We start from the raw sequence: 13,301 nt of genomic DNA, 5'->3' as shown, positions 1-13,301 counted from the left end.
CGCCTTTCCCTGCGACCGCAATATTCGAGTAAAATGGCCCATGTCTCCGCCCCTGCGCATCCTCGGTATCGAAACAAGCTGCGATGAAACTGCAGCTTCCGTGGTGCTGCGCGATGAGAACGGCCATGGCAAGATCGTCAGTGACGTGGTGCTGAGCCAGCTGGAAGAACACAGCGTCTATGGCGGCGTCGTGCCGGAAATCGCCGCGCGCGCCCATGTCGAGGCGCTGGATACGCTGGTCGAGGAGGCGCTGTTGCGCGCCGGCGTGACGCTTGCCGATATCGACGCGATTGCTGCCACCAGCGGGCCGGGCCTGATCGGTGGCCTGCTCGTCGGCCTGATGACGGGCAAGGCGATCGCGCGGGCGTCGGGCAAGCCGCTCTATGCGGTCAATCATCTGGAAGGCCATGCGCTGACGGCGCGGCTGACGGACGGGCTGTCCTTTCCCTATCTGATGCTGCTGGTGTCCGGCGGCCACACGCAGCTCATTCTGGTCAAGAACGTCGGCGTCTACGAGCGCTGGGGCACGACGATCGACGATGCGCTGGGCGAAGCCTTCGACAAGACGGCGAAACTGCTGGGGCTCCCCTATCCGGGCGGGCCGGCCGTCGAGCGTGCGGCAAAGAGCGGCAATCCGGAACGTTTCTCCTTCCCGCGCCCGCTGGTCGGCGAGGCGCGCCTCGATTTCTCCTTCTCCGGCCTGAAAACGGCCGTGCGCCAGGCGGCGCAGTCGATCGAGCCGGTGACCGGGCAGGACATTGCCGATATCTGCGCCTCCTTCCAGACGGCGATTTCGCGGACACTGAAGGATCGTATCGGCCGGGGCCTGGCGCGGTTCAAGGGCGAGTTTGCCGCGACCGTCGATCATCCGGCACTGGTCGTGGCGGGCGGTGTCGCTGCCAACCAGACGCTGCGGGCGACGCTGCAGGAGCTGTGCGACAAGAACGGCTTCCGCTTCGTGGCGCCGCCGATGCAGCTGTGCACCGATAACGCGGCAATGATCGCCTGGGCGGGGGCCGAGCGGATGGGCGCGGGGTTGCCAGCCGACGATCTCGATGTCTCACCGCGCTCGCGCTGGCCACTCGATGCCGACGCGAAAACCCTGATCGGTTTCGGCAAACGAGGAGCAAAGGCGTAATGACTGAGGCCGTTGTGCAGACAGATCGCATCGTCGTCGTCGGTTCCGGCGCCTTCGGCACGGCGCTCGCCGCCGTTGCCGCCGCATCGGGCAAGGGGCCGGTGACGCTGCTCACCCGCCGCGAGAGCATTGTCGAGGATTTCAAGGAAACTGGCCGCAACGATTCCGCACTGCCGGGTATCGATCTGCCCGAAACACTCACCGTTTCCGACGATCCGACGGTTCTGGAGGGGGCGGGTATCGTGCTCTTTGCCATGCCGTCGCAGGCGCAGCGCGAGGCGGCGCGTTCGCTGCACGGGTTCATCGGCAAGGGTGCGGATGTGGTCATCTGCGCCAAGGGCATGGAGCGTTCCAGCGGACGCTTGCTAACGGATATCGTTGAGGAAGAGCTGCATCTGCAAAATGTGGCGGTGCTCTCGGGGCCGGGCTTCGCCACCGACATCGCCAAGGGCCTGCCGACGGCGATGGTGATCGCGGCTAATAGCGTCGAGCGCGCGTCTTTTCTCGCCGAAGCGCTGTCCGGCGCAACATTCCGCCTCTATCCCTCCGCCGACAGGATCGGCGTGCAGCTTGGCGGGGCATTGAAAAACGTGCTGGCGATCGCCTGCGGCATCGTCGAAGGCGCGGGGCTTGGCGATTCCGCCCGTGCGGCACTGATTTCCCGCGGCCTCGCGGAGATGTCGCGCTTCGTGGCGGCGCGTGGCGGCGAGGCCGATACGGTGCGCGGGCTCTCGGGTCTCGGCGACCTCGTGCTGACGGCGACCAGCCACCAATCGCGCAATCTTCGCTACGGCATTGCGCTCGGCGCGAGCGGCAGCGCCAGGGGGCAGACGCAGACGGGAGAGCTTGTGGAGGGCGCGTTCGCGGCCTCCGTTGCGGCCGATGTCGCCCGGCAATTGGGCGTCGATATGCCGCTCACCGAGGCGGTCGCTGCCATCATCGACGGAAAGACGGATGTGAAGACGGCGCTGGAGCAACTGATGTCCCGCCCGATCACGCAGGAATAGTCAATCAAGGAGAACACCATGCTGTTTGCCGTTTTGTGCACGGACAAGCCGAACGCCCTGCAAGTGCGGATGGATACCCGTCCGGAACACATCGTCTTTCTCGACGATCTCAATGCCAAGGGCGGGCTTGCCTTCGCCGGGCCGTTCCTCGACGAGGCCGGCAAGCCGAATGGCAGCCTGGTGGTGATCAAGGCGGAGACGATCGAGGACGCGCGCGCGATCGCCGCCGCCGACCCCTATGCCAAGGCGGGCCTCTTTGCCCAGGTCGACATCAGGCCCTGGAACTGGGTCTTCAACAAGCCGGAGGCTTGAGCGTGGCATACTGGCTTTACAAATCCGAGCCGTTCAAGTGGTCCTGGCAGATGCAGAAGGATGCCGGCGGCAAGGGCACCGAATGGACCGGCGTGCGCAACTATCTGGCGCGCAACAACATGCGGGCAATGCAGATCGGCGACAAGGGCTTCTTCTACCACTCCAATGACGGGCTCGAGATCGTCGGCATCACCGAAGTCTGTGCGCTGTCGCACCCGGATTCGACCGCCGAGGGCGATGCCCGCTGGGACTGCGTCGATATCCGCGCGGTCTGCGATCTGCCGAAGCCGGTGTCGCTGAAGGACATCAAGGCGAACCCGAAATTCGAGAAAATGGCGCTCGTCACCTCGATGCGGCTTTCCGTGCAGCCGGTGACGGAGGAGGAATATCTGGAAATCTGCCGTCTCGGCGGTCTCGATAATCCGCCGAGGTGATTTTTTTTCAACTCGGAACGATCGGAGTGCGGCATCCACGATCTCCGTCATCCCTGTACTTGTCACAGGGATCCAGCCACGCGACGAGGGCGAGGATGACGGGAGGAGAGGGCGAGCCTTGCAAACACGCTACGTCAATCGAGGCGACCAACCGGAAACCATATCCTTCGTGAAAACCGATCCCGAAACCTTCATCCGCGCCAATACGGATATCATGACGCCGCCGCATGTGCCGGAAATCCGGCTCTATCTGGCCAGCGAGGCGCATGACCTCTGGCTGAAGACGGAGGAGGAGCTGGAAGAAATCGGCCTGCCGCCGCCGTTCTGGGCTTTTGCCTGGGCGGGCGGGCAGGGGCTTGCGCGGCATATTCTCGATCATCAGGCGCTGGTCGAAGGCAAGCAGGTAATCGATTTCGCCTCCGGGTCAGGACTTGTGGCGATTGCGGCGATGAAAGCCGGCGCGGCTTCGGTTCTGGCCGTCGATATCGACCCCTGGACGCAAACCGCCATTCGGCTGAATGCGGCGCTGAACGGCGTCGCGATCTCCTTCGCCTCATCCGATATCATCGGCAATGAGCGCAGCGCAGACGTCTATCTTGCCGGCGATGTCTTCTACGACAAGGCCTTTGCCGACCGGCTGGTTCCGTGGTTCACCGCGCTTGCAGAGAAGGGCGCCGCGGTGCTCGTCGGCGATCCCGGCCGTGCCTATTGCCCGCGCGACCGCATGCAGATGCTGTCGACCTATCAGGTTCCGGTGACCCGGGCGCTGGAGGACAGCGAGGTCAAGAAGACCACGGTCTGGCGTTTCACTGCATAATTCCTTAAATCGGAATCGAATTATGGGATTATGCAGCAGTTTCAAGGTTCTACAGCGTCCTTTGCGCGTCATTTTTGACGCTCGGCGCTGTAGTGGACCGGGCGTCAGCGGCGGATGACGCAGACACCGGCCTCCCAGGAGCAGGCACCGCCGGCAGTCGATGGGGTCACGTGGATGATCTTGGCGCGGGGAGCGCGATAATCTCCGTCGGCAGCGCCGCTGTAATAGCCGTAACCGCCGCGTTGGGAGTAGAAATACATGCCGTTGCCCGGTTCGGTCCAGGCCGACAGTCCGCCGAAATAGGTGCCGCCGCTTGTAGCGGATGGAAAAGCGTCGCCGCCATAAGCCGATTCCCAATAGTTCCGATCAGACCCACCATATTCGCGCACGACGATCCGGCGGTCGGGACGGCGATAGTAGCCGTATCGGCGCTCGAAATAGCGGCGGTCGGCGTTGATGCCGGAAAGACGCACATTGCGGTCGCGACGGTTGAAGTGGTGGAGACGGCTATCGACATTGATACCGGACAGCACCTCCCGGTCGCGGCGCTCGTGATGATGGCGGCGGATGAAATGCCGCTCGCCGTCAAAGCGGTCGCGCGCTTCGGCGAAATCGGCGAAGGACAGGATCAGGGCAAGGACGGCGACCAAGACTTTCGTCGCATTCGATAGGGTGATTGGACGCATTTCGGTGAGCCCTCCGCGCAACGCTTAATAAATCCTTAACGGCCAATGTGCGGCAGTTACCGGCAAAAGTCACGGAATGCGTTGAATTTTCACGTTCTATCGTTAACGCGGGCGTCCTTTCGATTCGACCTCGGTGCCTCATTTTCGTCTAATCGATTAAAATGATTTTGCACTGCAAACACACTTGTCGTTAATCAATATGGTGATTAAACGTCGGCTGACTGAATTGTGCACAATCATGTGCAATACCGGATGGAAATAGTCCAGTTTTTGGACGTCCGTCCGGTTCTTCCGTGGGGTTCAGATGACGAATGTCACCAAAAGCCGGCCGCTTTCGCCGCACTTGCAAATCTACAAGCCAATTCCGACCATGGTCATGTCGATTGTGCACCGCATCACCGGCGGTGCGCTCTATTTCGGAACCATTCTCGTCGCCTGGTGGCTGATTGCCGCCGCGACCAGCCCCGCCTATTACGACTGGGTCATGTGGGCCTTCGGCACGATCATCGGCCAGCTTGTCCTGTTCGGCTATACCTGGGCGCTGGTGCATCACCTGTTCGGCGGCTTGCGCCATTTCATCTGGGACCTCGGCTACGGTTACGAGAAGCATTTTGCGACCAAGCTTGCCATCGCCAACCTGATTGGTTCGGTTGCAGTCACGCTGCTGATCTGGATCGTCGGTTACGCGGTTCGCTGAGAGGAGAATTTCCATGGACATGCGCACGCCCCTCGGTAAGGTACGCGGCCTCGGTTCGGCCAAGGAAGGCACCGATCATTTCTGGCGCCAGCGGCTGACGGCGGTCGCCAACGTGCCGCTGATCGTCTTCTTCATCATCTTCCTGATCAAGTATGGCGGCGCGCCCCACGCCGAGGTTGTCGCCGCATTGTCGAACCCCTTCGTGGCCGTGGTCATGGGGCTGGTGGTCATCTCCGGCCTCATTCATATGAAGCTCGGCATGCAGGTCATCATCGAGGATTATGTGCACGGAGAGGGCGCCAAGATCGTCTTCGTCATGCTCAATACGTTTTTTGCGATCGCAGTTGGCGGGCTCTGTCTTTTCGCCATCCTGAAGATCGCTTTTGCAGGGTAATTCAAAATGGCACCCAATACATCGCCGCTGATCAATGGCCGCGCCTATGACTATGTCGACCATGCCTATGACGTGATCGTCGTCGGCGCCGGCGGCGCCGGGCTGCGCGCCACGCTCGGCATGGCCGAGCAGGGCTTCAAGACCGCCTGCATCACCAAGGTCTTCCCGACGCGCTCCCACACGGTTGCAGCGCAGGGCGGCATCGCAGCCTCGTTGCAGAACATGACGCCGGATAGCTGGCAGTGGCACCTCTACGACACCGTCAAGGGCTCCGACTGGCTGGGCGACGTCGATGCCATGCAGTATCTCGCCATGGAAGCGCCGAAGGCGGTCTATGAGCTCGAGCATTACGGTGTGCCCTTCTCGCGCAATGCCGAAGGCAAGATCTACCAGCGTCCGTTCGGCGGCCATATGCAGAACTACGGCGAAGGCCCGCCGGTGCAGCGCACCTGCGCCGCCGCCGACCGCACCGGCCACGCCATCCTGCACACGCTCTATGGCCAGTCGCTGAAGCACAACGCCGAATTCTTCATCGAATATTTCGCCCTCGACCTGATCATGTCCGACGACGGCAGCCGCTGCACCGGCGTCGTTGCCTGGAACCTCGACGACGGCACGATCCATCGCTTCGCCGCCAAGATGGTGGTGTTGGCGACCGGCGGTTACGGCCGGGCCTATTTCTCGGCGACCTCCGCCCATACCTGCACGGGCGACGGCGGCGGCATGATCGCCCGCGCCGGCCTGCCGCTGCAGGACATGGAATTCGTGCAGTTCCACCCGACCGGCATCTACGGCGCCGGCTGTCTGATCACCGAAGGTGCGCGCGGTGAGGGCGGTTATCTCGTCAATTCCGAAGGCGAGCGCTTCATGGAGCGTTATGCCCCGTCGGCCAAGGACCTTGCCTCGCGCGACGTCGTCTCGCGCTGCATGACGCTCGAAATCCGCGAGGGACGCGGCGTCGGCAAGAACAAGGATCATATCTACCTGCATCTCGACCATCTCGATCCGGCCGTGCTGCACGAGCGGCTGCCGGGTATTTCCGAGAGCGCCAAGATCTTTGCCGGCGTCGACGTGACCCGCGAGCCGATCCCGGTCCTGCCGACCGTCCACTACAATATGGGCGGCATCCCGACCAACTACTGGGGCGAAGTGCTGAACGCTGACAGCGCCAATCCGGAGCGGATCATCCCCGGCCTGATGGCCGTCGGCGAAGCCGGCTGCGCCTCGGTGCATGGCGCCAACCGCCTGGGTTCCAACTCGCTGATCGACCTTGTGGTCTTCGGGCGTGCCGCGGCCATCCGCGCCGGCGAAGTCATCGACCGCGCCTCTTCGATCCCGGCGATCAACGAGAAGGCTTCCGAAAAGATCATGACGCGCTTCGACCGGCTGCGCCATGCCAACGGCGGAACGCCGACTGCGGTGCTGCGTGAAAAGATGCAGCGCACCATGCAGGAAGACGCTGCCGTGTTCCGCACCCAGGAATCGCTGGAATCCGGTTGCAAGCGCATGAGCGCGATCTGGAAGGAACTGCCGGATATCAAGGTCACCGACCGCTCGATGATCTGGAACTCCGATCTGGTGGAGACGCTGGAATTGGAAAACCTGATGGCCAACGCCATCACCACGGTCGTCGGCGCCGAAGCCCGCAAGGAAAGCCGTGGCAGCCACGCCCGCGAAGACTATACCGGCGGGCCTTTCGGCGGCCGCGACGATGTCAACTGGCGCAAGCACACGCTGTCCTGGGTGAACGAGGCCGGCGAAGTGAAGCTCGACTACCGCCCGGTTCATACCGAACTTCTGGCCGAGGGCATCGATCCGCACAAGATCGAGCCGAAAGCGCGCGTTTACTGACTATGGCAGCGGCGGAGGCGGGATATTCCGGCACGCCGCTTCCGAAGAAGCTGGGCTTCAAGTCCGGAATGACGGTGGCGTTCATCGCGCTGCCAGACAGTCTGGTCGAGCTTGTCGCCTCGGTTGATTTTGCTGCCTGCGACCGATTTCCCTCATGGGAGGCGATGCGGGGAGCGGGCAAGGCTTATGATGCGATCCATGCCTTCACGATCATGAGGGCGGAGATCGAAAACGAACTTTCCGGCCTGCAGGACCGGATCACGCCGGACGGCATGATCTGGGTCTCATGGCCGAAGAAAGCTTCGAAGGTTAAGACGGACGTGACCGAGGATGTCGTGCGCGCAGCGGCCCTCGATCTCGATCTGGTGGATGTCAAGGTAGCCGCAGTCGACACTATATGGTCGGGGCTGAAGCTGGTCATTCGCAAGGATCGGCGCAAGGAAAGAACGGACAGGTCGCATGGTTGAACTCGCTCTCCCCAAGAATTCGCAGATGACCGAAGGCAAGGTCTGGCCGAAGCCGGCCGGGGCCAGGAACACCCGCGAATTGCGCGTCTATCGCTGGAGCCCGGATGACGGCAAGAACCCGTCGATCGACACCTTCTACATCGATGTCGACGATTGCGGCCCGATGGTTCTCGACGCGCTGCTCTACATCAAGAACAAGATCGACCCGACGCTGACGCTGCGCCGCTCCTGCCGCGAGGGCATCTGCGGTTCCTGTGCCATGAACATCGACGGCACCAATACGCTGGCCTGCACCAAGGGCATGGACGAGGTGAAGGGGACGGTAAAAGTCTATCCGCTGCCGCATATGCCGGTCGTCAAGGACTTGGTGCCGGACCTCACCAATTTCTACGCCCAGCACCGTTCGATCGAGCCCTGGCTGAAAACGGTTTCGCCGACGCCGGCCAAGGAATGGAAACAGAGCCACGAGGACCGCCAAAAACTCGACGGCCTCTACGAATGCATCCTCTGCGCCTGCTGTTCCGCCTCCTGCCCGAGCTATTGGTGGAACGGCGACCGCTATCTCGGTCCTGCCGTGCTGCTGCAGGCCTATCGCTGGTTGATCGACAGCCGTGACGAGGCCAAGGGCGAACGTCTGGACAATCTGGAAGACCCGTTCCGTCTCTATCGCTGCCACACAATCATGAACTGCGCCCAGACCTGTCCCAAGGGCTTGAACCCGGCCAAGGCGATCGGCGAGATCAAGAAGATGATGGTCGAGCGGCGCGTCTGATCGCGCAGGCGACCGGCGTCAGGCTGCTGACAAAGTTTGGCATCTCCCTCATTACCGCCCTTGTGGCGGTAATTCAGCCGCGCGATGTCTATCGCGCGAAAGAGTCTTTTGCGCCCAAGGACTTGGGCGCACTGGATACCCGCCACAAGGGCGGGCATGAGGGAAGATTGGGCGGTTTATCATCAGTCTGACGCCGGGTCGTCACGCCGCGTTTTTCTTGTCCGCCACGTGCCGGAAGTTCGAGAGTTCGAATTGAAATTCTTGCGCTGCAGCATGGGTTTCGCCGGAATGAGCGGCGTCAGACGTGCTGACGAGTCGTCTGGACAACCTCTCGACGCAGCGGGCGCAACCGTTTCAATCATGCCACAGGCGTCAAAGAATTGCCGTTCTCTTGAATTGAAAGATGGTTTTAAGTTAATTCGGCCTATATGTCAGTCGATAACGCGGTGGCAGAGATGATCGGGAGCAGGAATATGCGGACAATACATGCGGTGGCAGGACTGGCCGTGGTGCTGGCGCTGGCTGGATGTCAGAGAACGTCCATGAGCGATTTCGGCGGCAACAGCATGTCGCCAGCCCCGTTGCAGGCGCAGCCTGTGCCGACCGTGTCTTCCGGCCAGCTCGACGCTCCGGCGACGACCGATACCTCGCAGTTCCCGGCAGCGCCGGTCAGCGGCACGGCAACAGTCGGCGGTGTTCAGCAACCAGGGGGAACCGATGTGGCGGCGGCCACCAATGCGCTCGATGTCACCAAGGAATCGATGGTCGGCAACTGGCGCGTCTCGAATGCCGGCAGTTCCTGCGACATGTTCCTGACGCTGACCAATCTCGGCAGCGGCTCGCGCGGCGGCACGCGCGGTTGCGCCGGCGAACTGACCGCCATGGGATCCTGGGAAGTGGCCGGCAAGCAGGTCGTGCTGAAGGATCGCAACGGCAATCCGCTGGCCCGTCTGTTCAAGACCGCGGATGCGCGTTTCGACGGCTCGACCAATAGCGGCCAGCCGGTCAGCCTCAGCCGTTAATCAATAGAGCCCGGCAGCCGCCGGGCTTTTTCGTGTCGCCAGCCTCCAGAGCGTTTCCGCTTTTCTCCGAGTCACGAAAACGCTCTATCTCTTTGTTTTACGCATTTCCGGACGGAAAACCGTTTCACACTTTTCCTGGAAATGCTCAAATCGGTCCAGCGCGTGCCAAATCCCGAAGACAGCATTTCGCGAAAACTCGAGGCGATGATCGCCGCTGGAACCGTCCGTCATGATCCGGCGCAGCTTGGCATCGCCAGGCGCTTCGATCATCTTTTGATGGAGCTTGCAGGGAACCGGGCGCAGCGCAAGTCGAATGCGCTCGGCTGGCTGTTTGCCTCGCGCAAACACGAGCATCCGCCGCTCAAGGGGCTTTATCTCTACGGCGGCGTCGGCCGCGGCAAGACCATGCTGATGGACCTTTTCTTCGAAACGGTGCCGATCCAACGCAAGCGCCGGGCGCATTTCCATGAGTTCATGGCCGACGTGCACGAGCGCATCTTCAAGCACCGGCAGAAACTGAAGAACGGCGAGACGCGCCAGGCCGACCCGATGCCGCCGGTCGCGTCGGAGATTTTCGCCGAGGCGCGGCTGCTCTGCTTCGACGAATTCTCCGTCACCGATATTGCCGACGCGATGATCCTGTCGCGGCTGTTCGGCGAGCTGTTCGCCAAGGGCTGCGTGCTCGTCGCCACGTCCAACGTCGAGCCGGTCAATCTCTACATGGACGGCCTGAACCGCGGGTTGTTCCTGCCGTTCATCGATCTGTTGAAGACCTATACCGAGATCGTGCCGCTGGATGCCGGAATGGATTATCGTCTGGCAAAGATGGAGGGCCTGCCGGTCTGGCTGTCGCCGATGGGGCCGCAGGCCGACGCCGCGCTCGATCGGGCCTGGATCCATGCCACCGCCGGGCTTTCGGTCGCGGCCGGCGAGGTCGCGCATAAAGGCAGGAAAATCAAGGTTCCGGCCGCGGCCAACGGTTGCGCCCGGTTTTCCTTTTCGGACCTCTGCGAGCGGCCGCTGGGTGCAGCCGACTATCTCGCCATCCTCTCGCATTACCGGACGATTTTCATCGATCATATCCCGCATCTTGGTCCGGAGCGCCGCAACGAGACCAAGCGCTTCATCATGCTGGTCGATACGATTTACGATCACGGCGCCCGTCTTTTCGCCACGGCAGCCTCCGTGCCGATCGATCTTCTGACGGCAAAAAAGGGCACGGAAGGCTTCGAATTCGACCGCACAGTCTCGCGCCTGATCGAGATGCAGAGCGAGGAATACGCGCGAAATCATCGTGCGGAAACAGTGGCTTCGTGACAATTTCGAGACGAAAATTCTTACGTTTACGTAAGAATTTATTGATCTAACCGATTGAAATTGTTCCACTCAAAAGTATCGGTTGATATTTTAGATTTTGAAGGTTAATTCCTTGCGCCGAAAGGTTTGCCCTGCTCGCGTCTCAGGCGCCACGTCAGGCCTTGTCAGATTTGGATCGCAAAGGAAGCACTTTCATGGCGCGCAACAAGATCGCACTTATTGGTTCTGGAATGATTGGTGGCACGCTGGCGCATCTCGCCGGCCTGAAGGAACTCGGCGATATCGTCCTGTTCGACATCGCTGACGGCATCCCGCAGGGCAAGGGCCTTGACATCGCCCAGTCCTCCCCCGTCGAAGGCTTCAACGCCAATCTGACCGGCGCCAGCGACTATTCGGCCATCGAAGGCGCCGATGTCTGCATCGTCACCGCCGGTGTTGCCCGCAAGCCCGGCATGAGCCGCGATGACCTGCTCGGCATCAACCTCAAGGTCATGGAACAGGTCGGCGCCGGCATCAAGAAATATGCCCCGAACGCCTTCGTCATCTGCATCACCAACCCGCTCGATGCGATGGTCTGGGCGCTGCAGAAGTTCTCCGGCCTGCCGAAGAACATGGTCGTCGGCATGGCTGGCGTGCTCGATAGCTCGCGTTTCCGCCTCTTCCTCTCCCAGGAATTCAACGTTTCCGTCCAGGACGTCACCGCCTTCGTTCTCGGCGGCCATGGCGACACGATGGTGCCGCTCGCCCGTTACTCGACCGTCGGCGGCATTCCGCTGACCGATCTGGTCAAGATGGGCTGGGTGACCAAGGAGCGCCTCGAAGAAATCATCCAGCGCACCCGCGACGGCGGCGCCGAAATCGTCGGTCTCTTGAAGACCGGCTCTGCCTATTACGCCCCGGCTGCATCCGCGATCGAAATGGCCGAATCCTTCCTGAAGGACAAGAAGCGCGTTCTGCCCTGCGCTGCCCATCTCACCGGCCAGTACGGCGTCAAGGACATGTATGTCGGCGTTCCGACGATCATCGGTGCCGGCGGCGTCGAGCGCATCATCGAAGTCGAGTTCAACAAGGCCGAGCAGGAAGCCTTCGACAAGTCGGTCGCATCGGTTGCCGGTCTCTGCGAAGCCTGCATCACGATTGCTCCCAGCCTGAAGTAATTGCCGTTCGGCCTTAAACAGGAAATTTCCCATGAACATTCATGAATATCAGGCCAAGGCTCTGTTGAAGACCTTTGGCGCACCGGTCGCGGAAGGTGTCGCCATCTTCTCCGCCGATGAAGCCGAAGCCGCTGCAAAGTCGCTTCCCGGTCCGCTCTATGTCGTCAAGAGCCAGATCCACGCGGGCGGCCGCGGCAAGGGCAAGTTCAAGGAACTCGCCCCGGATGCCAAGGGCGGCGTTCGCCTGGCATTCTCCATTGACGAAGCCAAGGCCCACGCCAAGGAGATGTTCGGCAACACGCTGGTGACCGCGCAAACCGGCGAAGCCGGCAAGCAGGTCAACCGCCTCTATATCGAGGACGGCGCGGACATTGCTCGCGAACTCTATTGCTCGCTCTTGGTCGACCGGTCGGTCGGTCGCGTTGCCTTCGTCGTTTCGACCGAGGGCGGCATGGACATCGAGGCCGTTGCCCACGACACGCCTGAGAAGATCCACACCATCGCCATCGATCCGGAAGCCGGTGTGACGGCTGCCGACGTTGCCGCGATCTCCAAGGCTCTCGAGCTTTCGGGCACTGCTGCCGAAGACGCCAAGGCGCTCTTCCCGGTGCTCTACAAGGCCTTCAACGAGAAGGACATGGCTCTGCTCGAGGTCAACCCGCTGATTGTCATGAAAAACGATCACCTGCGCGTTCTCGACGCCAAGATGTCCTTCGACGGCAATGCGATCTTCCGTCACGACGACGTCAAGGCGCTGCGCGACGAGACCGAGGAAGATGCCAAGGAAATCGAGGCATCCAAGTGGGACCTCGCCTATGTGGCTCTCGACGGCAACATCGGCTGCATGGTCAATGGCGCAGGCCTTGCCATGGCGACGATGGACATCATCAAGCTCTACGGCAAGGAACCGGCCAATTTCTGCGACGTCGGCGGTGGCGCTGGCAAGGACAAGGTGGCCGCGGCCTTCAAGATCATCACGGCAGACCCCAAGGTCGAGGGCATCCTCGTCAATATCTTCGGTGGCATCATGAAGTGCGATGTCATCGCCGAGGGCGTTGTCGCAGCGGTTCAGGAAGTCGGCCTGAAGGTTCCGCTTGTCGTGCGTCTCGAAGGTACCAACGTCGAACTCGGCAAGAAGATCCTGAACGAGTCCGGTCTGGCGATTACCGCGGCTGACGACTTGGACGACGCGGCGAAGAAGATCGTCGCGGCGATCAACGGCTAATTTGA

General features: G+C 61.6%; 15 protein-coding genes. 14 read left to right on the top strand and 1 reads right to left on the bottom strand.

From position 1 onward, the window contains the following. The first annotated feature begins 40 nt into the window (after positions 1–40). From tsaD to WI754_RS03165, 5 genes are all read left to right on the top strand, one after another. Positions 41–1,138: a tRNA (adenosine(37)-N6)-threonylcarbamoyltransferase complex transferase subunit TsaD gene (tsaD, locus tag WI754_RS03185; RefSeq protein ID WP_349436189.1), complete on the top strand. Its 1,098-nt coding sequence runs from the start codon at positions 41–43 to the stop codon at positions 1,136–1,138. Beyond that, positions 1,138–2,145, top strand: a complete 1,008-nt coding sequence (locus WI754_RS03180) for an NAD(P)H-dependent glycerol-3-phosphate dehydrogenase (RefSeq protein WP_349436188.1) — start codon at positions 1,138–1,140, stop codon at positions 2,143–2,145. The genes tsaD and WI754_RS03180 overlap by 1 nt, the downstream gene beginning before the upstream one ends. Before the next feature lie 18 nt (positions 2,146–2,163). Further along, positions 2,164–2,457: a YciI-like protein gene (locus WI754_RS03175; RefSeq protein ID WP_349436187.1), complete on the top strand. Its 294-nt coding sequence runs from the start codon at positions 2,164–2,166 to the stop codon at positions 2,455–2,457. Between the two features lie 2 nt (positions 2,458–2,459). Then, positions 2,460–2,891, top strand: a complete 432-nt coding sequence (locus WI754_RS03170; protein WP_349436186.1) for an EVE domain-containing protein — start codon at positions 2,460–2,462, stop codon at positions 2,889–2,891. Positions 2,892–3,060: 169 nt separating this feature from the next. Then, on the top strand, positions 3,061–3,708 hold the full coding sequence (locus tag WI754_RS03165; protein WP_349437711.1) for a methyltransferase: 648 nt from the start codon (positions 3,061–3,063) through the stop codon (positions 3,706–3,708). Positions 3,709–3,812: 104 nt separating this feature from the next. On the opposite strand, the gene WI754_RS03160 is transcribed toward WI754_RS03165, so the two are convergent. Beyond that, the gene (locus WI754_RS03160; RefSeq protein ID WP_349436185.1) at positions 3,813–4,394 is read right to left on the bottom strand and encodes a hypothetical protein; all 582 of its coding nucleotides are present in this window, start codon (positions 4,392–4,394) and stop codon (positions 3,813–3,815) included. A gap of 304 nt (positions 4,395–4,698) precedes the next feature. On the opposite strand from WI754_RS03160, the gene sdhC reads away from it, so the two are divergent. The 9 genes from sdhC to sucC all read left to right on the top strand — a co-directional run bounded on the left by sdhC (position 4,699) and on the right by sucC (position 13,296). Beyond that, positions 4,699–5,091 (top strand): succinate dehydrogenase, cytochrome b556 subunit, encoded by a 393-nt coding sequence (gene sdhC / locus WI754_RS03155; protein WP_349436184.1) that lies wholly within the window; start codon positions 4,699–4,701, stop codon positions 5,089–5,091. Positions 5,092–5,104: 13 nt separating this feature from the next. After that, positions 5,105–5,485, top strand: coding sequence for a succinate dehydrogenase, hydrophobic membrane anchor protein (gene sdhD / locus WI754_RS03150; protein ID WP_349436183.1), 381 nt, complete (start codon positions 5,105–5,107; stop codon positions 5,483–5,485). Positions 5,486–5,491: 6 nt separating this feature from the next. Continuing rightward, positions 5,492–7,336: a succinate dehydrogenase flavoprotein subunit gene (sdhA, locus tag WI754_RS03145; RefSeq protein ID WP_349436181.1), complete on the top strand. Its 1,845-nt coding sequence runs from the start codon at positions 5,492–5,494 to the stop codon at positions 7,334–7,336. A 2-nt stretch (positions 7,337–7,338) separates the two neighbouring features. Further along, complete coding sequence (locus WI754_RS03140) at positions 7,339–7,803, top strand: DUF3052 domain-containing protein (protein ID WP_349436180.1); 465 nt, start codon at positions 7,339–7,341, stop codon at positions 7,801–7,803. Continuing rightward, positions 7,796–8,575, top strand: a complete 780-nt coding sequence (locus WI754_RS03135; RefSeq protein ID WP_349436179.1) for a succinate dehydrogenase iron-sulfur subunit — start codon at positions 7,796–7,798, stop codon at positions 8,573–8,575. The genes WI754_RS03140 and WI754_RS03135 overlap by 8 nt, the downstream gene beginning before the upstream one ends. A gap of 473 nt (positions 8,576–9,048) precedes the next feature. Next, positions 9,049–9,597, top strand: coding sequence for a protease inhibitor Inh/omp19 family protein (locus tag WI754_RS03130; RefSeq protein WP_349436178.1), 549 nt, complete (start codon positions 9,049–9,051; stop codon positions 9,595–9,597). 162 nt (positions 9,598–9,759) lie between these two features. Beyond that, a complete protein-coding gene (zapE, locus tag WI754_RS03125) occupies positions 9,760–10,914 on the top strand; it encodes a cell division protein ZapE (RefSeq protein ID WP_349436177.1) in 1,155 nt (384 codons plus the stop codon). 194 nt (positions 10,915–11,108) lie between these two features. Continuing rightward, complete coding sequence (mdh, locus tag WI754_RS03120) at positions 11,109–12,071, top strand: malate dehydrogenase (RefSeq protein ID WP_037128250.1); 963 nt, start codon at positions 11,109–11,111, stop codon at positions 12,069–12,071. Between the two features lie 31 nt (positions 12,072–12,102). After that, complete coding sequence (gene sucC / locus WI754_RS03115; RefSeq protein ID WP_349436175.1) at positions 12,103–13,296, top strand: ADP-forming succinate--CoA ligase subunit beta; 1,194 nt, start codon at positions 12,103–12,105, stop codon at positions 13,294–13,296. Positions 13,297–13,301: the final 5 nt, after the last annotated feature.

This window comes from Pararhizobium sp. A13, assembly GCF_040126305.1.
Lineage (GTDB): Bacteria > Pseudomonadota > Alphaproteobacteria > Rhizobiales > Rhizobiaceae > Pararhizobium.
The sequence above is the reverse complement of the archived record's forward strand: the minus strand, read 5'-3'. Positions and strand labels throughout refer to the sequence as shown.